This is a genomic window from Pseudomonas sp. PME37.24/006, assembly GCF_055556635.1.
Genome location: NZ_JBVHNL010000002.1, coordinates 726,240 through 746,687, shown reverse-complemented (window position 1 = coordinate 746,687; position 20,448 = coordinate 726,240). Strand labels below are relative to the sequence as shown.

Here is a 20,448-nt window from a genome sequence, read left to right as displayed (position 1 = left end):
GTATACGGCCGTTCTCCTGTCCCGAAAAAGTACTGCAAATTTCACGTCGGGGTTGTCCGGGGTGAAAAGCGGGTATATACATGCATCCCATGTTGCCGACCGAATGTCTCTGTACTCGTTTGCGCCGTGCCAGCCGTGGCGTCAGCAAACTCTACGACGACGCCTTGAACGAGGTGGGGATCAATGTCGCCCAATATTCTCTGCTCAGGCACCTGCAGCGGCTTGGCCAGCCGAGTATTACCGATCTTGCCGATGCCATGGGGCTTGAGCGCAGCACCCTGGGCCGCAATCTTCGTGTGCTCGAAGGGCGGGGCGTGGTGACGCTGCAAGGCGGTGCCGACCAGCGCAATCGGTTGGTCGTGCTGAGTGCTTCTGGAGAGCAGCTTCTCGCCGCCGCACTGGGCGCCTGGCAGAAGGTGCAAGCGCAACTGCAGCAGCAACTGCAACCGCAGCACATGGAAGCGCTGGACGAATTGCTCGCCAGCCTGGATTGACGGGAGTGGGCGTCAATCGCCTTTCCCACTGTGCGTTTCGACCTGATAACAGAAGGACATGCAATGAGTTCGGTATGGCGCACGAGTTTCTGGCTGATGCTGGGAGCTTCTCTGATCCTCGCCCTGTCCCTTGGCACTCGCCACGGGTTCGGCTTGTTCCTGTCGCCGATGAGCGACGATTTTGGCTGGGGGCGCGGTGTCTTCGCCTTCGCCATTGCCTTGCAGAACCTGATCTGGGGCATCGCACAGCCATTTACCGGTGCCCTGGCGGATCGCTTCGGCGCGCAGCGGGCGATTATCGTCGGCGGCCTGTTGTACGCGACCGGGCTGATTTTCATGGGGCTGTCGGACTCGCCGCTATCGCTGTCACTGAGCGCCGGTCTGCTGATCGGCATCGGCCTGTCTGGCACTTCGTTCTCGGTGATTCTCGGCGTAGTCGGCCGTGCGGTGCCGGTCGAGAAACGCAGCATGGCCATGGGCATCGCAGCAGCGGCGGGCTCTTTCGGCCAGTTCGCCATGCTGCCGGGCACGCTCGGGCTGCTCGGCTGGCTGGGCTGGTCGGCCGCGCTGATCGTGCTGGGTATCATGGTGGCGCTGATTGCACCGCTGGCGGCCATGGTCAAGGATCGCCCGCAGGTGTCACAGGGCCCTCAGCAAACGCTTGGAGAGGCGCTGCGCGAAGCCTGCAGCCATTCCGGGTTCTGGCTGCTGGCGCTGGGCTTTTTCGTATGCGGGTTTCAGGTGGTGTTCATCGGAGTCCACCTGCCGGCCTATCTGGTCGATCAGCACCTACCGGCCATCGTCGGCACCACGGTGCTGGCGCTGGTCGGGCTGTTCAACGTGTTCGGCACTTACATCGCCGGCTGGCTGGGCGGGCGGCGCTCAAAGCCACGGCTGCTCAGTGCGCTGTATCTGGCTCGTGGCGTGGTGATCACGCTGTTCATCACGGTGCCGTTGAGCGTATGGACGGCCTACGCATTCGGTATCGTCATGGGCCTGCTGTGGCTGTCCACCGTGCCGCTGACCAATGGCACGGTGGCGACCATGTTTGGGGTACGCAACCTGTCCATGCTCGGCGGCATCGTCTTCCTGTTCCACCAACTGGGTTCTTTCCTTGGTGGCTGGCTGGGCGGCTACCTCTATGACCACACGGGCAGCTATGATCTGGTATGGCAGATTTCCATCCTGCTCAGCGTTCTGGCCGCAGCGCTCAACTGGCCGGTTCGCGAACAGCCCGTAGCCCGTCTGCAAGGAGCCCATGCATGACCCTCAGACCCTTGATCGCTTTGGCTATCGGCGCCGCAGGTCTGTCGCTCCTGGCGGTGATCTTCTGGGGCTGGCAACAGGGCGGGCTGGCGATAATGCAGTTGGGGATGAGCCTCTGCTGAACGGATCAAACCATAAGGAAACGACCTGATGCGCGTGCGACTGTTTGCTCTGCCGCTGGTTTTGCTGGCGTTCACTGTCTCCGCCGTGCAGGCCGCTGAGTGCCCGGCGCTTTTGCAGGGGGAGCTGCCCAAATTGCGCTCCAAGGACAAGATCGACCTGTGTGAGCAGTTCGCCGGCAAGCCGCTGGTGGTGGTCAATACCGCCAGCTTCTGCGGCTTCACCTCGCAGTTCGAAGGGCTGGAAGCGCTCAACCAGCGCTATCGCGGTCAGGGCCTGGAAATCCTTGGGGTACCGTCCGATTCGTTCAAGCAGGAGTCGGACGACGCCGAAGAGACCGCCAAGGTCTGTTACGTGAATTACGGCGTGACCTTCACCATGAGCGAAACCCAGCCCGTCACCGGCGACAAGGCCATCCCGCTGTTCAAGGAGTTGACCCGGCAGACGGCAGCGCCGCGCTGGAATTTCTTCAAGTACGTGGTCGACCGCAAGGGCCAGGTGATCGCGCGGTTTTCCAGCATGACCAAGCCCGATGATCCCGAGCTGATCGCCGCCGTGGAGAAGGCAATCGCTTCACAGCCTTGAGTCGAGGAGGCAATGAAAAATCGCGGCATGAGCCGCGATTTTTTTGTTTCCGATTGCCGTCTGTTGAGCACGCCACCCTGATGGACGTGCGTGCTCGAGATCGGCTTAGAAACGGTAGGTCAGGGATGCCCCCAGGCCATGGGCACTGTTCTTGTAGGTGGCGTTGTAGGTACCTCGAGAGGCGCTGCTGCGATTGATATCGACTTCTTCTTCCTTGAGATAGGTGTAGGCGAGGTCGATGGTCATGTCGTCGCTTGGGCTCCAGCCTGCACCAACGCTGAAAATCGTCCTGTCACCCGACGGGATGCGTGGCGAGCGATGTTCGTTGTTGGTGGGTGTCTGGTCGATGGCCACACCTGTACGCAGTACCCATTGCGGATTCAGCTTGTAAGACACGCCGACCGCATGAGCCCAGGTGTCGTGCCAGTCTTGTTCTTCTACGATGGTGCTCAAACCAGGGGCCAGTGGGCCGGTCACACCTTCATTTTCGACGCGGATTTCCTTGAAACGGCTCCAGCGTGTCCAGGTGCTACCTGCATAAAGTGTCCAGGCATCGTTGAGTTCGTGCGTGATGGAGAGGTCTACGGATTCTGGAGTGGTCACGTCGAGCGAGGCGTCATACTTGCCAGCTGCAGTGCCTATCACCGTGCCAGGGCCCGATACGCGGGTGTCGCCTTCCAACTCGTACTTGACCCGCGAATGGTAGGCCAGGCCTACACGTGTTTGCGGAGTGAACTCGTACAGGACACCGACGTTGAAGCCCACGGCCACATCATCGCCCTTGATCTTGACCTTGCCGTCATTGCTGCCGGGTGGGCCGGCCGGGTTGGTCAGCGACGAAGTAAGTTCGCCTTCGATGTGGTTGAAGGTGGGGCCGAAGCCGACCGACAGTTGGTCATTGAAGCGGTAGCTCAGCGTAGGCTGTACCGTGATGACTCGCACATAACTCTTGTCCGCGAAGTAGCGGCCCTGGAAGCCACTCTCGTACTCGGTCGCCAGGCCGAAGGGCGCGTAGACGCCGATACCGAAGGCGACTTTGTCGTCCAGTGGTTTGACGTAGTAACCCATCGGCACGCCCGTGGTCGGCACCATGTCACCATCGTTGCTACCGCCGTTGGGAGCACCGCTCAGAGCTGTGGTACTGCCATTGCTGCTGATTCTGCTCTTGGCATGGATGGCAGCCACACCGAAATTGACCTGTTCGCGCTTGATTCGCGCCATGCCAGCCGGGTTGCCGAACACCGTGCTGGCATCCTCCGCTGACGACGAGCGGCCAGCGAAAGACATGCCCATGCCTGCGACGCTCTGCTCGTTGAGCGCAAAGCCGCTGGCCAAGCTATAGCTGGAAGTGGATGCGATGGCGATTGCCAGACCGGTTCTTAGGATTCTTGTACTCACGGGGTGCTCCTTGGCAGGGTCGGGGGAACTCTCGCTTTGCTGACTCAACGTCAACTCGGAAAGTTCAGGGTTAAACACGATCCGTCGAGGTGAAACTGTCCGTTCGGGCAGGATATAGAGCCTCGCGCCGATTGGCACCCCTGACTCGATAGTCAGTTTTTCAGGCAGCAACCGCTCGTCCGAGAACACATCGTTGCCAGGCCGAAATGAATTCGTCCGGCTTGCGATAGGGCGCGAAGACCTGCTGCCAGATCAACGCCTGTGCGGCGAGATCGTCGGCTACAGGCAGCACCTTGTAGTGGTTGTCGATGAGCAGCCAGGCTATCGCGGTGGCATAGCGCAGATTGACCGTCAGTTCGAGGTGGGGCGCGCCGAGAAAGGCATGCTGGCTGGCTAGGCCTCTTACTCGACTGGCCAGCTCGGGGTCGCCGGCCAGGTGGTCATCCCAGAGATGCCGATGACGGGATTCCGAGATTCGATACAGGCCGTAACCGCTATGGTTGTCCAGTGATTCGCCCAGAGACGACTGGCAGGCGGCGATGCCTAGCAACAGCGCTTCGGCGGCGGTCGATTGTTTGTCCAGATACAGCAGGGTGGGGCGGATAACCTGCTGGTTCAGATCACAGGCGGCGATTCCCATACGAGCCTCTACGCAGAGGTGACCGGTGGAGGAGGGCGCTGGCAACATCGTCGTGAGCAGGCGGTGGCGTTTGCGAAGCGGCCCATCAATCTGTAAATCCCATCGGGAGCGGTGGTTTAGCCGCTCAAGTTAAAGCTTAGTGGGATATTCATCCTGTAAAGATCTGTTTTTAAATCAATAGAGGATTTACACCAGGCTGCATATGCCTAATTGGAACTGTAGCGAGCCGTATTGACACCATTGCGCTGCTTTCGGCAGTATCGATGCATCGTTGTCTTGCCTGAGCATTCCATGTTCATCATCTCCCAGCCCATACCTTCTGCCCGTAGCCTCGCCGCTGCGTTGCAGGGTGTTTGCCTGGAAGCTGGTAAGTCGAAGAAACAGTCGCTCATTTGACCGGGGCGCGCTGTCCCGTCAGATGGGCTGACAGGACAGAGGCGCGAGGTCGAAGCATCCCTTCGTCACACTCCCTTCCCGCACTCCATCGACGGTGACCAGACGGTCTACATCGAGGAGTTGCACGCATGTCTACATTTTCTGGAATCTGGGTCGCTCTGGTTACGCCATTTCGCGACGGGCAGGTGGATTTGCCGGCCTTGCGCTCGCTGGCTGCGCATTTGCTGGACGCAGGTGCGGCAGGGCTGGTGGTTTGCGGCACCAGTGGCGAAGCGGCAGCGCTGGATGAGCAGGAGCAGTTGGCGGTGCTCGACACGGTGCTCGAAGTGATCCCCGCCAGCCGTGTCGTGATGGGGCTCAGTGGCAATAATCAGGCGGCGGTGCTGGCTCGCCTGCAGCGCATTCAGAACCGCTCGCTGGCCGGTATCCTGGTACCTGCGCCCTATTACATCAGGCCGTCGCAGCAGGGGTTGCTGACATTCTTCGGGGCCATCGCTGATGCTTCGCAGTTGCCGGTCATTGTTTACGATATTCCCTATCGCAGCGCCGTCAGCCTGGAACTGGAGACGATTCGTCAGCTCGCCAGGCACCCACGGATAGTCGCCATCAAGGATTGCGGCGGCGACTCACGCAAGACCCAGATGCTGATTCAGGATGGCGCGCTCGACGTACTTACCGGCGAAGACGAGCAGATATTTGCCACACTGTGTCTCGGTGGCAGCGGTGCCATCTCTGCGGCAGCGCATATCCGTACCGCCGATTTCGTGCAGGTGGTGGCACATCTGCAGCGGGGCGATCTGCAAGCCGGGCGCGCGTTGTTCCGCGACTTGTTACCACTGATCCGCCTGGCCTTCGTCGAACCCAACCCAGCGCCGGTGAAAAGTCTGTTGGCCATGCAGGGGTTGATCGTCGATGAGTTGCGCGAGCCCATGCTGCGTTGTTCCGACGAGTTACGTGAACGCATGCGGGTCGAACTACTGTGAGCCCACGGCAGAGGCTCACGGGATATACTGCGCGGCAATCTTTACGGGAGAGCCGCGTGACCATCGAAATTCTCTGGATTCGAGACAACGCCAGCCTGGCGGAGCACTGTTCTGCCTGGCGCAAACAGCCATTTCTGGCGCTGGACACCGAGTTCATGCGCGTCGACACCTTTTACCCCATCGCCGGCCTCCTACAGGTAAGCGAGGGTAAGCAGGCCTATCTGATCGACCCGCTACTGATCGACGACTGGTCGCCGTTCGCCGCGTTGCTCGAAGATTCCCAGGTGATCAAGGTGGTGCACGCCTGTAGCGAAGATCTGGAAGTGCTACTGCGCCTGACCGGTAGCCTGCCAGTGCCACTGTTCGATTCGCAGTTGGCCGCCGGTTATCTCAATCTTGGTTTCTCCATGGGTTATTCGCGTCTTGTGCAGGCTGTGCTGGATATAGAGCTGCCCAAGGGCGAGACCCGCTCGGACTGGCTGCAACGCCCGCTTTCCGACACCCAGGTCAGCTATGCCGCCGAAGACGTGGTGCATCTGGCCGAGCTCTATCGGCGTCTGCAGGAAAGGCTCTCGGCCGAGAAGAATGCCTGGATACTCGAGGATGGTGCCGAACTGGTCGCCGCCCTCGGTCGCGAGACGCCTGCCGAAGATGCCTATCGCGAGGCCAAGCTGGCCTGGAAGCTGTCACGCGCTCAACTGGCCGTGCTGCGCGTACTGTGCATCTGGCGCGAGCAGCAGGCACGGGCACGCAACCAGCCGCGCAACCGCATCCTGCGTGAACACTCGCTGTGGCCGCTGGCTCGCCAGCAGCCGGGTGATCTGGTCAGCCTGGCGCGCATCGAAGACATGCATCCGAAAACCGTCCGCCAGGACGGCGAAACCATCCTGCAGATGATCCGTGATGCCGCCGCGCTGCCACAGAGCGAGTGGCCGCCAGCCATGCCCGAGCCTTTGCCGCTGGAGTCCACGGCGCTGCTCAAGAAGCTACGCGCCATTGGTCAACGTGAAGGCGAGCGCCTGGATATCGCCCCTGAGCTGATGTTACGCAAGAAAATTCTGGAAGCGCTGCTCAAGAGCGGATATCCGAATGGTCCTTACCGCCTGCCCGACAACCTGCGTGGCTGGCGTCGTGAGTTGATGGGCGAGGCGCTGCTCGACTGCCTCGCTGCACAAGGAGAATCTGCTTGAAACGTATCTGCTCCATCTACAAGAGCCCGCGTAAGGATGGTATGTACCTCTATGTGCTACGTGCCGACGCCCTGAAACAGGTGCCTGAAAACCTGCTGAGCGCCTTCGGTTCGCCGATTCATTCTTTCGACATGGTGTTGACGCCGGAGCGCACTCTGGCACGCGAAGACATCCAAAAGGTGCTGGAGAACCTTGATAGCCAGGGTTACCACCTGCAGATGCCGCCACCGGAAGAGGATTACATCGAGCATCTGCCGGAAGAGTTGTTACGTCGCAACGACCCTGTCTGAGGTAGGCCGCCATGCGTGTACTGATTGCCGAAAATGATCACGCCGTATATCGCGATTTGCTGCAAACAGCCTTGCCACAAATCGAGCTGGTTGCCGGTGAGCACGATCTGGCGCAGCAGGCGGGCGGCTGTGAAGTCTGGCTGGGCGAGCCCCATTTGTTCGCCGAACTTATGCGCGCCGGTCACAAGCCGGGTTGGGTGCAGTCGACCTGGGCGGGCATCGCCCCTTTGCTGGCGGACGATTTGCCACGGGATTATCGATTGACGCGTGCAGTGGGCGTTTTCGGGCAGATCATGGCCGAGTACGTGCTGTGCCACATGCTCGCCCACGAGCGCGAACTCTTCACCCGTCTGCAGGCGCAGCGCGAGCAGCGCTGGGATGGCCGGCTGCCCAGCAGCCTGGCCGGACGCAAGGTGTTGATCGTCGGTACCGGCGAAATTGGCGTGGCAGTAGCGCGCTTCCTGCAGCCATTCAACGTCGAGCTGACCGGTGTTGCCAGCAGTGCGCGAACGCTGGCGCCATTCAACGAAGTGGCTGCCCTCGAAGACCTGCCGCGCCTGGTCGCCCAGGCCGATTACGTGATCAACCTGCTGCCCAACACGCCGGCCACCCACGACATCTATGATGCTGCGCTGTTGGCACGCTTCAAGCCGTCAGCCGTATTGATCAACGCGGGACGCGGCACATCGGTGGTCGACGAGGATGTGGTCGCGGCGCTGGCCAAGGGCCAATTGGCCGCCGCGGTGATCGATGTCTGCCGCGAAGAACCGCTGCCTGCCGGGCATCCGTTCTGGACTGCCGACAACCTGCTGCTCACCGGCCACAGTGCTGCGCCCAGCTTGCCGCATCTGGTGGTCGAGCTGTTCGTCAGCAATCTGCAGCGTTACCAAGACGGCGGCGCGCTGCAAGGCCAGGTGGATTTCTCCCGAGGCTATTGAGCCGCGTCGTCGCGCGCGGCTTGTACTGTGCGGTCGGCAGACCTAGACTGCCGGCCTTTTCGCCCGCTACCTCCAGTTCTGATCATGGCCGCGCTCGTACCCCCATTCTGGAAACACAAGACCCTCGAGCAACTCGACGCTCAGGAGTGGGAGTCGCTGTGCGACGGCTGTGGCCTATGCTGTCTGCAAAAGCTCGAAGACGAGGACGACGGTGCGGTCTATTACACGCGCATCGCCTGCAAGCTGCTCGATCTGGATACCTGCCGCTGTAGCGATTACCCGAACCGCAAGACCTTCGTGCCGGATTGCATTCAGCTCACGCCAGCCCAGGCAGATCAGTTCCAGTGGTTACCGCCCACTTGTGGTTATCGGCTGGTCAGCGAGGGCAAGGATCTACCGCTCTGGCATCACCTGGTCAGCGGTGACCCGGATGCAGTGCACCGCGAGCGGATCTCCCAGGCGGGGCGCATGCTCAGTGAAAACAGCGTGGCCGAGGATGATTGGGAAGAGCATCTGATCTTTCGCGCCGGCTGAGTGTCTGTGATGTGCTGTTAAGGCTCGCTTAAGCGGCTTGGTGTCTCATGACGCTATTGCACCGGCTATTGTTGTGCCTGATCCCATGGAACGTCCGATTCGTCTGTTCTGGAGTTGCCTGTATGTCGATTCGCTGCCTGCTGCTGTCCGCTGTTCTGTTGAGTACCGGCACACCCTTGTGGGCGGCCGAAAAGGTCGATCTGGATTACAAGGTGAAATTCCTTCCGCAAAGCGACCAGGCCGAAGTCAGCATCAGCCTGGAGAAGGGCGAGCGTGTTCGCAGCCTCAATTTCAATCTGGGTGACGATGGGTACTACAGCGATTTCAAGGCCGACGGCGAGTGGAAGCAGGACGACGCGCAGCGTGGCCTGTGGGTGCCGAGCAAGGGCAAAGCGAGCCTGACGTACAAGGTGCGTATCAGTCATCCCCGTGGCGAAGATCGCTTCGACGCGCGGATGACCGAAGATTGGGCCCTGCTACGCGGTGATGACCTGATTCCCAGCGCGGTACTCAACCAGGTCGACGGCACGGATCTGGTCGCGCGCCTCGAATTCGACCTGCCCAAAGGCTGGCGTAGCGTCGAGACCGGCTGGCCGCGAGTGGGTAAGAACAAATTCCGTATCGACAACCCTCAGCGCAAGTTCGATCGCCCCACCGGCTGGATCGTCGCCGGCAAGATCGGCACGCGGCGTGCCAAACTCGGTGAAACCCAGGTGACCATCGCCGCGCCGGTGGGTGAGGGCATGCGGCGCATGGATGCCCTCACCTTACTGACCTTCGTATGGCCCGAGATGCAGGCGGTGTTCCCGCGTGACCCAGCCAAACTGCTGGTGGTCGGCGCCGGTGATCCGATGTGGCGTGGCGGTTTGTCGGCCCCCAATTCCTATTTCATGCACGCGGATCGCCCGCTGGTCAGCGAGAACGGCACCAGCTCGCTGGTGCACGAGCTGGTACACGTGTTCAGCCGCATCGGTGATACCGACAATAGTGACTGGATCAGCGAAGGGGTGGCCGAGTATTACGCCATCGAAGTGATGCGCCGCGCTGGCGGACTCAGCGAGGATCGCTACCAGAAGGTGCGCGAGCATCTGATCAAGTGGAGCAAGCCGGTCAAGTCCTTGCGCACGGAAAACTCCACCGGCCCGATCACCGCGCGTGCGGTTCTACTCCTGCAGGAGCTCGACCGGGAAATTCGCCAGGCCACCAAGGATGGTCAGCAGCGCTCGCTGGACGACGTGGCTCGCGGCCTGATGCGTCTCGACAAGGCCAGCACCAAGGACTTCATCGAGATCACCGAGAACGTCATGGGCCGCACCTCCAAGGTGCTGGATACCCGCTTGCTGCGCTGAGTAATTGGCTGTTGGCCACGGGTAGGTGGATCAGCTCAAATCCAATAAAGCCCTCTTTCGAGTCACTAACGCCCAATCCGGTGCAGGCGCCAGGTTGGGCGTTTTCGCATCCAGGCCCCGCCATTGCTGGCGTTCAGCAAGCTATCAATGAAGTCGATCTTTACTATTCCTAGGATCGAGTTTTTGATCAAATTTTCTTGAGTAACATGAGCTCCATACCCACTTACTTCCTCCCAAGGAGCTCAACATGAAAACTGAATTTATCGCCAGCCTGTTCATCGCCACCCTTGCCAGCGCTGCTTTCGCACTGCCGCAAGCCCCTGTCGATGCCACTACTTCGCACTCGGTTGGTGCACAAAAAGTCGCTGAAGATGGTTACAAACGTACCGGCGGCAAGCTGGTTGCTGAAGATGGCTACGAGCGTACCGGTGGCAAGATCGCTGAAAGCGGCTTCGAGCGTGTCGGTGGCAAGCTGGTTGCTGAAGATGGCCACGAGCGTACCGGCGGCAAGATCGCTGAAAGCGGCTTCGAACGTGTCGGTGGCAAGTTGGTTGCTGAAGACGGCCACGAGCGTACCGGTGGCAAGATCGCTGAAAGCGGTTTCGAGCGTGTAGGCGGCAAGTTGGTTGCTGAAGACGGCCACGAGCGTACCGGTGGCAAAATTGCTGAAAGCGGCTTCGAGCGTGTCGGTGGCAAACTGGTCGCTGAAGATGGTTACGAGCGTACCGGTGGCAAAGCTGCCCAGGCCTTCGAGCATATTGGTGGCAAGCTGGTTGCCGAAGATGGCTACAGCCGCACTGGTGGTAAGGCTCAGCCTTCCTGATACCTGATAAGTAGGCTTCAACACAAAGCCCGGTTCGCACCGGGCTTTATTTTGTCTGCAATTTGGCTCAGTACTGGGCGCCGGTCTTGGTGTTGTTGCCTTTGGCCAGGCGATCATAGAGCACCACATTGACCGTCGCCGCCAGGTTCATGCAGCCCTGCGTCGGGATGTATATGACCTCTTCACACCAGTCGCGCACGGTTTTGTCCAGCGACCCATCTTCCGGGCCGAAGATATAGAAGGCGCGATCCGGGTGGGTGTAGGTCGGCAGCGGTAGGGCACCGTCCACCAGTTCCACGGCAACCGGGGTGCAACCCAGGGGAATGACTTTCTGCAGGTCATCGATGCCGATCAGGGGAATGTCCAGGTGCACACGCTTGGTATCGGTGACGAAGTCCCGGGCGCGCTCGTAGCGCTTGCCGGTATAGAAAACCGAGGCTACGCCATAGCAGCCGGCGGCGCGCATCACGGCACCGACATTCTCCGGTGACTTGGGGTTGTACAGACCGATGCAGCTGTATCGTTTGTTACCCACGGACAGGTCTCGCGCAAAAGGGCGGCATTATACGGCCTGTTCGATGATCAGGATTTTTTCTGCAGCAGATCCGCGAGGTTGGCAAAGGCTTTGTGAGTCGTTTTCGGCCCCGTTTGGCTGGCTGTGGAGCTTTCGCTGAAATATTGCTGATCGGTATAGCGGGAGTGTTCGTTGTCATGACAGAACAGGCATAGCAGCTCCCAGTTGGAGCCGTCCTGGGGGTTGTTGTCGTGATTGTGGTCACGGTGGTGCACGGTCAACTCGCTGAGGCGTTTACCGGAGAACTCACGGGTGCAGCGTCCACAGACGTGCGGGTACATGCGCAGGGCTTTATCCCGATAACCCTCTTCGCGGCTGCGTTGGGCATCGGCGAGGATGCGGTCGAGTTTGGACGTTGGCGTGGACGGGCTGCTCATGTTCGCTCCTTGGTGGCTGGCTCCCAGTATAAGGCAGCGTCAGTGACTGCCCAGAGGAATCTGTTTGCACTTTCCAGCATCTGGCAATGCCTAATGCAGTTCGTCCCACCGAACATTGGAGTACCCAAGATGCGCAAATCCATCGTGATGCTGATCGGTCTGCTGTCATTCGCCGGCATCGCCCATGCCCAGCAGGAACAGCCGTCTGCCGTGCAGCCCGCGGATACCGTGCAGAGCCCCGACGTGCCCGATCCCTCTGCCGTTGATCCCGACACCCCGCCAGTGATCCGCGACGGCCGTGATAACGACGAGTCGACCGAGGCGGCTGATGACGCCGCCGAGCGTCAACATGAGCAGCAAGACCAGCACAAGAAACACTGAGTGCTCAACGCTGGCTGCCGGCCACGGTAGCCAGCCAGGTATCAAGCCTCGGAACGCAGACCGAGTACCTTGAACAGAAACGCATACTCCAGCGCGACGTCCCGTAGTGCCTGGTAACGGCCGCTCATGCCACCGTGGCCGGCCTCCAGGTCAGTCTTTAGCAACAGCAGGTTGTTATCGGTCTTCAGTTCGCGCAGGCGTGCCACCCACTTGGCCGCTTCCCAGTACTGCACGCGGCTGTCGTTGTAGCCGGCCACCGCGAGAATCGCTGGATAGCGTTGCGCCTGTACGTTCTCGTAGGGTGCGTAAGCCTTGATGCGTTCGTGCACCTCCGGCTGGTTGGGGTCGCCCCATTCGTCGTACTCGGTGACGGTCAACGGCAGCTCCGGGTTGAGCATGGTGTTGAGCACATCGACGAAAGGTACTTCGGCGATAGCCGCTGCGAACAACTCAGGCCGCTGGTTGAGCGTCGCGCCGATCAGCAGGCCGCCGGCGCTACCGCCGCTGATGGCCAGCTGCGACGGGCTGGTGAAACCCTGGGAGATCAGGTGCTCGGCGCAGGCGATGAAGTCGCCGAAGCTGTTTTGTTTGTGCTCCAGCTTGCCGGCGCGGTACCAGGCTTCTCCCAGCTCGCCGCCACCGCGTACGTGAGCGATGGCGAACACCACGCCGCGATCGAGCAGGCTCAGGCGCGCGTGGGAAAACCACGGATCGAGACTTTCGCCGTAGGCGCCGTAACCATACAGATAGAGCGGAGCGCCCTGGCCTAGCGCATCTCGGCGGGCGACCAGGCTGATCGGCACCTGAGTGCCATCTTGCGCGGTCGCCCACAGCCGCTGGCTGAGATAGACATCGGCATCGAACTCGCCGAGTACCGGGGTTTCCTTGAGAATCTGCTGAGTGCCATCGGCCAAGCTCAACTGGCGAATCTGTGCGGGGCGATTGAGCGCCTCGTAACGCAGGCGAATCACCGGGCTGGCGAATTCCAGGCTGTCCTGCACGTACAGGCTGTAGGCGGCATCCGGCAGGCTGACCCGATAACCGGCCAGCCCTTGCGGGCGCACGTCGATGATCGGCAGGCCGCCTTCACGCAGGCTGAGCACCAGCGCCGACTCGGCCAGGCTGACGCCTTCGAGCATCACCTGTTCATTGTGCGCTACCAGTTCCTGCCAGTACGCGCGCGTTGGTCGCTCAGGTGTTGCGCTGTACAGCGCGAAGTTGATGCCTGTCTGGTTGCTGCGAATCAGCCAGGCCCACTGGCCGTCGAGCTTGCCGTGGTCAGGGTAGTACTCGTGACCTTCCTCGCGCGGCGCCAGGCATTGGAAGTCCTGCTGCGGCGTGTCCGCGTCGAGTACCCAGCATTCGCTGGTGGTCTTGCTGCCGAGCAGCAGTACCAGTTGGCGTTCCGAGCTACTGCGGTAGCAGGTGAGGAAGAAACGGCCATCGGGCTCGTGGAACACCTGGGTGCTCTGCGTTTCGCCAAGTCGATAGCGATGCAGCGTGCTGGGGCGGTGGGCATCGTCCAGTTCGCCGTAGAACAGCGTCTGGCTGTCATTGGCCCAGGTCATGCTGCCGTCGCAGTCGTCGAACGGCAGCTCGTCGATGGTGCCGCTGGCCAGTTCCTTGACGAACAGGCGATAGATCTCGTCGCCGCTGGTGTCCAGGCTATAGGCCAAGCGCTGTTGGTCGGGGCTGATGCTGAAGGCGCCCAGGGACAGAAATCCGCCTGCGGCGATTTCGTTTGGGTCGAGAAGCAGCTGTTCGGCAGCTTCGTCTAGCTGCAGGCTGCCATCTGCAGGGCGAGGGCAGCGATAGTGGCGCGGGTATTCGTCACCAGCGGTGGTGCGCTGGTAATAGAGGTAGTCGCCCCAGGGCGTCGGCAACGAAAGGTCGGTCTCGCGGATACGCGCCTTTATTTCCTGAAACAACCGTTCGCGCAATGCACCCTGATCGCTCAGCTGGCTTTCCAGGTAGGCGTTCTCGGCACGCAGGTGGCCAAGCACCTCATCGCTGTCCCGGGCTTCGAGCCAGTGATAGGGATCGGTGCCGGTGTCCTTGCGGGCGATGGGGGCGGTGGTCATAAAAGTCTCCAGAACGCAGGGCGACGACAAAGGGCACTTCTAAAAACTACCTACGTTTTTAGAGGCACCCTAAAGGCGCCGAACCAGGGAAAAGCCGTTATCATAAGCGTCTTTGTCGCCAGGCAACCGCCGAAAGATGCGGATTCGCCCGTTCGAGCCCAGTCAAGCAAGGGAACCGTCCCCCTCATGATCGAAAACGACTACCTCCTCGCCTGGGGCGCCTATGCCATTGCGGCGCTGGGCTGCCTGCTGGTGTGGTTCCGTATCACCAGCTGGATGTGGCGCTACCTGCGCGAACCCCTGCGCGTGCTGGTGGCGATCCTGCTGTTCTGCCCGACCATTGTCGATCCGGCCAAGGAGCTGTTTGCGCCTGCCGTAGCCATCGTTGCCCTCGACCTGATCTTCAAAGTGGGTAGCAGTGCTTGGCGCGCCGTGGCGGATCTGGCCATGTACGGGCTCATCGTATTCGCGATCTACCTGGTATTTGTGGCCATTCGCTGGCCGTTCCTGCGCAGCGCCAAGGCGCGTAAGGCAGCACGCGAAGAAGAGCAGGGTGAGGACAGCGATCTGACCCTGCGCGAACGCCTCAAGCAGGAGCAGGAGCAGGAGCCAGAGTACGCCGCGCCACGCAGTTCGCGCAGCGCTCGCGTCGAGCCGCGGTTGTAAGCCAGATCAAATCGGGAACCAGATCATGTGTGAACTGCTCGGTATGAGCGCCAACGTCCCCACCGATATCGTCTTCAGCTTTACCGGGCTGATGCAGCGTGGCGGGCTTACCGGGCCGCACCGTGATGGCTGGGGCATCGGTTTCTACGAAGGCCGCGGCCTGCGCCTGTTTCAAGATCCACGGGCGAGCAGCGAGTCGGAAGTGGCGCAACTGGTGCAGCGCTATCCGATCAAGAGCGAAGTGGTGATCGGTCATATCCGCCAGGCCAATGTCGGGCGCGTCTGCCTGGCCAACACCCATCCCTTCGTGCGTGAGCTGTGGGGGCGCAATTGGTGCTTTGCTCACAACGGCCAACTGGCTGATTTCCGTCCGGCCCTGAGTTTCTACCGCGCCATCGGCGATACGGACAGCGAATCGGCCTTCTGCGATCTGCTCAACCGCATTCGCACGGCGTTTCCAGAGGCGGTTCCTATCGAAGTGCTGTTGCCTGAACTTGTCGCCGCCTGCGCGGCCTATCGTCAGCATGGCGTGTTCAATTGCCTGCTCAGCGACGGTGACTGGCTGTTCAGCTTCTGCTCCAGCAAGCTCGCGCACATCACCCGGCGCGCGCCTTTTGGGCCCGCGCATTTGCGTGATGCCGACATGAGCGTGGATTTTCATGCCGAGACCACGCCCAATGACGTGGTCTCGGTGCTGGCCACCGAGCCGTTGACCGACAATGAGCAGTGGTCGCTATACCAGCCGGGCGAATGGCGCCTGTGGCGCGCGGGCGAATGCATCGCCCAGGGCCTGAGTAACTGACGAGCGTCCCCCGTGACGGGGCTGCGGGGGATGAATGTTTAGAAGTTATCTGCGTCTGGCGTTGTTCGCCCTGGGCCTGTTGCTGGGCGTTCAGGTGCCGGGTTTCATCGATGATTACGCCAAGCGCGTCGAGGCCCATCGCCTGGAGTCCGAACAGAGCCTGAGCGGTTTCCGTGATACCGCCCGGCGCTTCTTCGATGGCGACCTACAGCGCCTGGTTGGCCATTATCGCGCCAGCGCTGACCCGGTGATGCAGAGCGACGCGCGCAGCGTCAGTCTGCTGGTCGACCGCTCCGAACTGCTGCAGCGCGAATCTCTGGCCATGCAGGGGGCCTGGTATCGCCAGGTCTGGCACCTGGCAACCGCCGCTGATGAACAACTGCTGGAGGAAACCCACGCTGCCTACCGCTATCAGGTGCTCCTGGCTCCCGAGGCAATCGCCTGGGGTATCGCCTGCGCGCTTTTCCTCGCCTGGGTAGTGGAAAGCATCCTGTTGTTACTGGCCCTGCCGTTCCGGCGCCGTGATCGCCGCGTAGTAACCGAGCGTCAACAACCGCGCATGCGCTAAGAGCAAGTGACGTAGCCCGGGTCGAGCGAAGCGATACCCTGGGCCGCTATCTTCCCGGGTGTCGCTGCGCTCGACCCGCGCTACAGGCGCCCAGCTACTTGGCCAGAAAGCGCATCCCATCCTCCAACCCCTGTAGGGTCAGCGGGAACATCTGGTCGTTGATCAGCTCGCGGATGATGCCGGTCGAGGTGGTGTAATCCCAAGTCTGGCGCGGGTAGGGGTTGATCCAGATGAGCTTCTTGTAGGTTTCCATGAAGCGGCGTATCCACAGGTAGCCCGCTTCTTCGTTCCAGTGCTCGACGCTGCCGCCGGGCTGGGTTATTTCATAGGGCGCCATGGCGGCGTCGCCGATGAACACCACCTTGTAGTCGGCGCCGTACTTGTGCAGCAGGTCATGGGTGGAAAAGCGCTCGGCGTTGCGCCGCAGGTTGTTCTTCCACACCGTCTCGTACACGCAGTTATGGAAGTAGAAATACTCCATGTGCTTGAACTCGGTGCGGCAGGCCGAGAACAGCTCTTCGCAGACCTTGACGTGGGCATCCATGGAGCCGCCGATGTCGAACAGCAGGAGCAGCTTGACCGTGTTGCGACGCTCCGGGCGCATCTGGATGTTCAGCAGACCACCGTCCCGGGCGGTGTGGTCGATGGTGCCGTCGAGATCCAGTTCGTCCTGCGCACCCTGGCGGGCGAACTTGCGCAGGCGGCGCAGGGCCACCTTGATATTGCGGGTGCCCAGCTCGACCGAGTCATCGAGGTTCTTGTACTCGCGCTGATCCCACACCTTGACGGCCTTGCCCTGACGCTCACCCGCATCACCGACGCGGATGCCTTCGGGGTTGTAGCCGCCCGAGCCGAACGGGCTGGTGCCGCCGGTGCCGACCCACTTGTTGCCGCCGGCATGGCGCTCCTTCTGTTCCTCCAGGCGCTTCTTGAATTCCTCGATCAGCTTGTCGAGGCCGCCCAAGGACTGGATCTGCGCGCGCTCTTCAGCGCTCAGGGAGCGCTCGAATTCCTTGCGCAACCACTCTTCAGGGATCAGGGCTTCCAGGTGCTGATCGAGGTTCTGCAAGCCATCGAAATAGGCGGAGAAGGCGCGGTCGAACTTGTCGAAATGGCGCTCGTCCTTCACCAGGATGGCGCGCGACAGGTAGTAGAACTCGTCCATGTCGGCGAACACGACCTTATGCTGGAGCGCATTGATCAGGTCGAGCAGTTCACGCAGGGAAACCGGCACCTTGGCGGCGCGCATTTCAGTGAACAGGTTGAGCAGCATGGTGGCTTCCTCAGTCGCGACGTTCTACGGGCAGGCCGTCGGCGATCCGGTACCAGTCGGCGCAGGATTCGGCATGAATGTGTTGCTGCGCAACGCTGGGTAACGGCGTATCAAGCGTCCCCAGGGTTACCGACAACCAGTTCGGACGGGCTTGCTCGGCGAACCACTGCAGATTCGAGCCGCAGTGCTGGCAGAAAGTACGGCCTACGCCCGACGAAGAGCTAAACAGCGCCACCGCCTCTTCGCCCTGGGTAAAGCGAAAGTGCTCGCGCCGCACGTTGCCGTACGTGGCGAACGCTGCACCATGGCCCTTGCGGCACTGGCTGCAATGGCAATGGTTGGCAGATTCGATGGGGCCGTCGATCTGGTACTTCACCGTGCCGCAGAGGCAACTTCCACAGTGCATTAGATGTTCCTTAGAACGTGTTTAGGATCTAGCGAGCTAGAGTCATGCAAGGCAAAAACAGGCGAGGAAGCGGAGTTTACGAGTTTGTAAATGAGCATTCCGAGCCTGTTTTTAACGCGGCATGGCCGACGCGCAGCAGGTCATTAACACGTTCTCAGCGATTACCGCGGCGCGCCATGAATGCCAGGCGCTCCAGCAAGTGCACGTCCTGCTCGTTCTTTACCAGGGCACCAGCCAGCGGCGGAATGGCCTTGGTCGGGTCGCGCTCGCGCAGCACTGCCTCGCCGATGTTGTCGGCCATCAGCAGTTTGAGCCAGTCGACCAGTTCGCTGGTCGAGGGCTTTTTCTTCAGCCCCGGCACCTTGCGCACGTCGAAGAACACGTCGAGGGCTTCGGCCACCAGGCTGTTGCTGATGCCGGGGTAGTGCACGTCGACGATCTTCTGCAGGGTTTGGCGATCCGGGAAGGCGATGTAGTGGAAGAAGCAGCGGCGCAGGAAGGCGTCCGGTAATTCCTTTTCGTTATTCGAGGTGATGATGATGATCGGGCGCTGCTTGGCCTTGATGGTCTCGTCGGTCTCGTAAACGTAGAACTCCATCTTGTCGAGTTCCTGCAACAGGTCGTTGGGGAACTCGATGTCGGCTTTGTCGATTTCGTCGATCAGCAGCACCACGCGCTCGTCGGCCTCGAAGGCCTCCCACAACTTGCCTTTCTTGATGTAGTTGCGGACGTCGTGAACCTTCTCGGAGCTCAGTTGCGAATCACGCAGGCGGCTCACCGCGTCGTACTCGTACAGCCCCTGGTGAGCCTTGGTGGTGGACTTGATGTGCCAGGTGATCAGGCGCGTGCCGAAGGATTCGGCCAGTTGCTCGGCCAGCAGAGTTTTGCCCGTGCCAGGTTCGCCCTTGACCAGCAGCGGCCGCTGTAGGGTGATTGCTGCATTGACCGCCAGCTTGAGGTCGTCGGTGGCGACATAGGACGGTGTGCCTTCGAACTTCATTGGATGATCCTCGTGCGTCGACGCCAGCCAGCGGCAGGGCGATTATCAAAGCCGAGACTATAACGTGATGAGGTTGTGACTGTGAACGCGGGACGGCTATTCAGTCACTGAATAGACGTTTCACTCTTCTTTTGCCGCACCTCGCTCGAAACGGCTGTTGAAGGCTTCGACGAAACCATTGCGCAAGATGCCGATAAACGCCTGGAAGGCGCTGATATCTTGCTGGCGTGTGCTGCCACGTAGCTCCACACGGGTGGCAATCTGATCCTGGCGCTGATTTTTCAGCACTTTCTCGCCGCCGCCGACTACGGCTTCCCATATAGAACGGAAAAAGCCTTTGTTTTTGTTTTCCACGTCTTGTTGCCAGTCGAACACTTCTACGTTGCGCAGTATCGGCTTGATGTAGCCGCTCAGTTGCGAGTCTTCGGCGAACGCCTCGATCACCAGATCACCGTTGCCGCTTTTGAAATCGAATTTGCCGTAGGCATTGGCCAGATCGTTGAGGCGCGGGAGTTCGATGCCGGTGGCGCGTACGCGGAACTCGAAATCCTGGAAGTTGTGGAAGGGGTCGAACACCGCGCTGGCTTCCAGAGGCGCATGGTCTAGCAACTGTGCTTTGCCCTCGAAGCGAGCGACCCGATCACCCTGTTCGTCGGCCACGTTGGTCAGGTTATAGAGGCTGGCCTGGATGGCATTGGCCTGGATCTTCACTGGCGGCGACGCATTGAAATTGTAGAAACCCAGGGTGCCGTCATTCACACGCAATTCGTTGAGGGTAATCGGCAGCAGCTTGTTCAACTGCTCGCGCCAGTCGACGCCTTCACCGGTCTGGGCATCGTCGCGGTTTTCGCTATCGACGAAATTCACTTCGGGCTTCTCGAATACCACCCGGGCGACCACTGCGCGTGCGCTCCAGAGTTCATTCCAGCTCACCGAGATCTCGATCTGCGGCACGGCCACGAACGGCACCGGCACGTCGCGATCTGCCTTGACGATGCGCAGGCCATTGATGCGGTAGCCGCCGCGCCACAAGGCCAGGTCGACATCCTCGACGTGGCCGCGGTAGTCGCCCATGTCGGCGAGCTTCTCGTTCAGGTAGTCGCGCACCACATAGGGCAGGGCGACATGGGCAACCAGCACCAGTGCGAGCAGGCCCAGGCAGATCCATAGCGGCAGGCTGTAGCGGCGTTTCATCGGATGCATCCGTGTAGGCGTAGTCTGGGTTGACTGCAATCGCGCCCGCAGAGTTCGACCTTCCCGACGCTGGACGCCCTGACGCATCGGGCATAGGCTGATGAGCTCAGTCAAGACAAG

At 60.8% G+C, this 20,448-nt stretch carries 24 protein-coding genes; 15 read left to right on the top strand and 9 right to left on the bottom strand.

Translation table 11 applies throughout. The annotated features are described in order from the left end of the window. The first annotated feature begins 89 nt into the window (after positions 1-89). The 4 genes from ACZ3GY_RS09025 to ACZ3GY_RS09010 all read left to right on the top strand — a co-directional run bounded on the left by ACZ3GY_RS09025 (position 90) and on the right by ACZ3GY_RS09010 (position 2,465). Complete coding sequence (locus ACZ3GY_RS09025; RefSeq protein ID WP_463566044.1) at positions 90-494, top strand: MarR family winged helix-turn-helix transcriptional regulator; 405 nt, start codon at positions 90-92, stop codon at positions 492-494. Positions 495-557: 63 nt separating this feature from the next. Further along, positions 558-1,760 (top strand): MFS transporter, encoded by a 1,203-nt coding sequence (locus ACZ3GY_RS09020; protein ID WP_463564551.1) that lies wholly within the window; start codon positions 558-560, stop codon positions 1,758-1,760. Then, positions 1,757-1,882, top strand: coding sequence for a hypothetical protein (locus ACZ3GY_RS09015; RefSeq protein ID WP_463564552.1), 126 nt, complete (start codon positions 1,757-1,759; stop codon positions 1,880-1,882). Before ACZ3GY_RS09020 ends, ACZ3GY_RS09015 begins: the two co-directional genes overlap by 4 nt. 28 nt (positions 1,883-1,910) lie before the next feature. After that, complete coding sequence (locus ACZ3GY_RS09010; RefSeq protein ID WP_225831695.1) at positions 1,911-2,465, top strand: glutathione peroxidase; 555 nt, start codon at positions 1,911-1,913, stop codon at positions 2,463-2,465. 105 nt (positions 2,466-2,570) lie between these two features. On the opposite strand, the gene ACZ3GY_RS09005 is transcribed toward ACZ3GY_RS09010, so the two are convergent. Next, the gene (locus ACZ3GY_RS09005; RefSeq protein ID WP_225831698.1) at positions 2,571-3,863 is read right to left on the bottom strand and encodes an OmpP1/FadL family transporter; all 1,293 of its coding nucleotides are present in this window, start codon (positions 3,861-3,863) and stop codon (positions 2,571-2,573) included. 160 nt (positions 3,864-4,023) lie between these two features. After that, on the bottom strand, positions 4,024-4,503 hold the full coding sequence (locus ACZ3GY_RS09000; protein ID WP_225831700.1) for a hypothetical protein: 480 nt from the start codon (positions 4,501-4,503) through the stop codon (positions 4,024-4,026). Positions 4,504-5,027: 524 nt separating this feature from the next. On the opposite strand from ACZ3GY_RS09000, the gene dapA reads away from it, so the two are divergent. The 7 genes from dapA (at position 5,028) to ACZ3GY_RS08965 (ending at position 11,006) form a co-directional block, all read left to right on the top strand. Next, positions 5,028-5,882 (top strand): 4-hydroxy-tetrahydrodipicolinate synthase, encoded by an 855-nt coding sequence (dapA, locus tag ACZ3GY_RS08995; RefSeq protein WP_463564553.1) that lies wholly within the window; start codon positions 5,028-5,030, stop codon positions 5,880-5,882. Positions 5,883-5,938: 56 nt separating this feature from the next. Continuing rightward, positions 5,939-7,072 (top strand): ribonuclease D, encoded by a 1,134-nt coding sequence (gene rnd, locus ACZ3GY_RS08990; protein WP_463564554.1) that lies wholly within the window; start codon positions 5,939-5,941, stop codon positions 7,070-7,072. Continuing rightward, entirely contained in the window at positions 7,069-7,362 is a 294-nt protein-coding gene (locus ACZ3GY_RS08985; protein ID WP_463564555.1) for a YcgL domain-containing protein, read from the top strand. Before rnd ends, ACZ3GY_RS08985 begins: the two co-directional genes overlap by 4 nt. Before the next feature lie 11 nt (positions 7,363-7,373). Continuing rightward, a complete protein-coding gene (locus ACZ3GY_RS08980; RefSeq protein WP_465909732.1) occupies positions 7,374-8,300 on the top strand; it encodes a D-2-hydroxyacid dehydrogenase in 927 nt (308 codons plus the stop codon). Between the two features lie 84 nt (positions 8,301-8,384). Beyond that, on the top strand, positions 8,385-8,834 hold the full coding sequence (locus ACZ3GY_RS08975) for a YcgN family cysteine cluster protein (RefSeq protein WP_465909731.1): 450 nt from the start codon (positions 8,385-8,387) through the stop codon (positions 8,832-8,834). 122 nt (positions 8,835-8,956) lie between these two features. Further along, the gene (locus tag ACZ3GY_RS08970) at positions 8,957-10,183 is read left to right on the top strand and encodes a hypothetical protein (protein WP_465909730.1); all 1,227 of its coding nucleotides are present in this window, start codon (positions 8,957-8,959) and stop codon (positions 10,181-10,183) included. A gap of 247 nt (positions 10,184-10,430) precedes the next feature. Beyond that, the gene (locus ACZ3GY_RS08965) at positions 10,431-11,006 is read left to right on the top strand and encodes a heme utilization protein (protein WP_463564559.1); all 576 of its coding nucleotides are present in this window, start codon (positions 10,431-10,433) and stop codon (positions 11,004-11,006) included. A 67-nt stretch (positions 11,007-11,073) separates the two neighbouring features. Here ACZ3GY_RS08965 and ACZ3GY_RS08960 read toward each other — a convergent pair whose 3' ends face one another. Next, positions 11,074-11,541 carry an RNA methyltransferase gene (locus ACZ3GY_RS08960; RefSeq protein WP_463564560.1) on the bottom strand — a complete coding sequence of 156 codons (468 nt, stop codon included), beginning with the start codon at positions 11,539-11,541 and terminating at the stop codon, positions 11,074-11,076. 47 nt (positions 11,542-11,588) lie between these two features. Next, on the bottom strand, positions 11,589-11,957 hold the full coding sequence (locus tag ACZ3GY_RS08955; RefSeq protein ID WP_463564561.1) for a YajD family HNH nuclease: 369 nt from the start codon (positions 11,955-11,957) through the stop codon (positions 11,589-11,591). 129 nt (positions 11,958-12,086) lie between these two features. On the opposite strand from ACZ3GY_RS08955, the gene ACZ3GY_RS08950 reads away from it, so the two are divergent. After that, positions 12,087-12,338 (top strand): hypothetical protein, encoded by a 252-nt coding sequence (locus ACZ3GY_RS08950; RefSeq protein ID WP_463564562.1) that lies wholly within the window; start codon positions 12,087-12,089, stop codon positions 12,336-12,338. Positions 12,339-12,379: 41 nt separating this feature from the next. Here the strand turns inward: ACZ3GY_RS08950 and ACZ3GY_RS08945 are convergent, their stop codons facing one another. Then, the gene (locus tag ACZ3GY_RS08945) at positions 12,380-14,419 is read right to left on the bottom strand and encodes a S9 family peptidase (RefSeq protein WP_465909729.1); all 2,040 of its coding nucleotides are present in this window, start codon (positions 14,417-14,419) and stop codon (positions 12,380-12,382) included. Positions 14,420-14,605: 186 nt separating this feature from the next. On the opposite strand from ACZ3GY_RS08945, the gene ACZ3GY_RS08940 reads away from it, so the two are divergent. The 3 genes from ACZ3GY_RS08940 to ACZ3GY_RS08930 are packed head-to-tail and all read left to right on the top strand — an operon-like array spanning position 14,606 to position 16,455. Further along, entirely contained in the window at positions 14,606-15,085 is a 480-nt protein-coding gene (locus ACZ3GY_RS08940) for an MFS transporter (RefSeq protein WP_463564564.1), read from the top strand. Between the two features lie 25 nt (positions 15,086-15,110). Then, on the top strand, positions 15,111-15,887 hold the full coding sequence (locus tag ACZ3GY_RS08935) for a class II glutamine amidotransferase (protein ID WP_463564565.1): 777 nt from the start codon (positions 15,111-15,113) through the stop codon (positions 15,885-15,887). A gap of 34 nt (positions 15,888-15,921) precedes the next feature. Next, positions 15,922-16,455, top strand: a complete 534-nt coding sequence (locus ACZ3GY_RS08930) for a DUF2937 family protein (RefSeq protein ID WP_463564566.1) — start codon at positions 15,922-15,924, stop codon at positions 16,453-16,455. 94 nt (positions 16,456-16,549) lie between these two features. Here ACZ3GY_RS08930 and ACZ3GY_RS08925 read toward each other — a convergent pair whose 3' ends face one another. The 4 genes from ACZ3GY_RS08925 to ACZ3GY_RS08910 all read right to left on the bottom strand — a co-directional run bounded on the left by ACZ3GY_RS08925 (position 16,550) and on the right by ACZ3GY_RS08910 (position 20,337). Continuing rightward, the gene (locus ACZ3GY_RS08925) at positions 16,550-17,728 is read right to left on the bottom strand and encodes a vWA domain-containing protein (RefSeq protein WP_463564567.1); all 1,179 of its coding nucleotides are present in this window, start codon (positions 17,726-17,728) and stop codon (positions 16,550-16,552) included. Between the two features lie 10 nt (positions 17,729-17,738). Beyond that, positions 17,739-18,134, bottom strand: coding sequence for a GFA family protein (locus ACZ3GY_RS08920; protein ID WP_465909727.1), 396 nt, complete (start codon positions 18,132-18,134; stop codon positions 17,739-17,741). A gap of 154 nt (positions 18,135-18,288) precedes the next feature. Beyond that, positions 18,289-19,134, bottom strand: coding sequence for an AAA family ATPase (locus ACZ3GY_RS08915; RefSeq protein ID WP_225831727.1), 846 nt, complete (start codon positions 19,132-19,134; stop codon positions 18,289-18,291). A 120-nt stretch (positions 19,135-19,254) separates the two neighbouring features. Then, positions 19,255-20,337 carry a DUF748 domain-containing protein gene (locus ACZ3GY_RS08910; protein ID WP_465909726.1) on the bottom strand — a complete coding sequence of 361 codons (1,083 nt, stop codon included), beginning with the start codon at positions 20,335-20,337 and terminating at the stop codon, positions 19,255-19,257. Positions 20,338-20,448 lie beyond the last annotated feature (111 nt).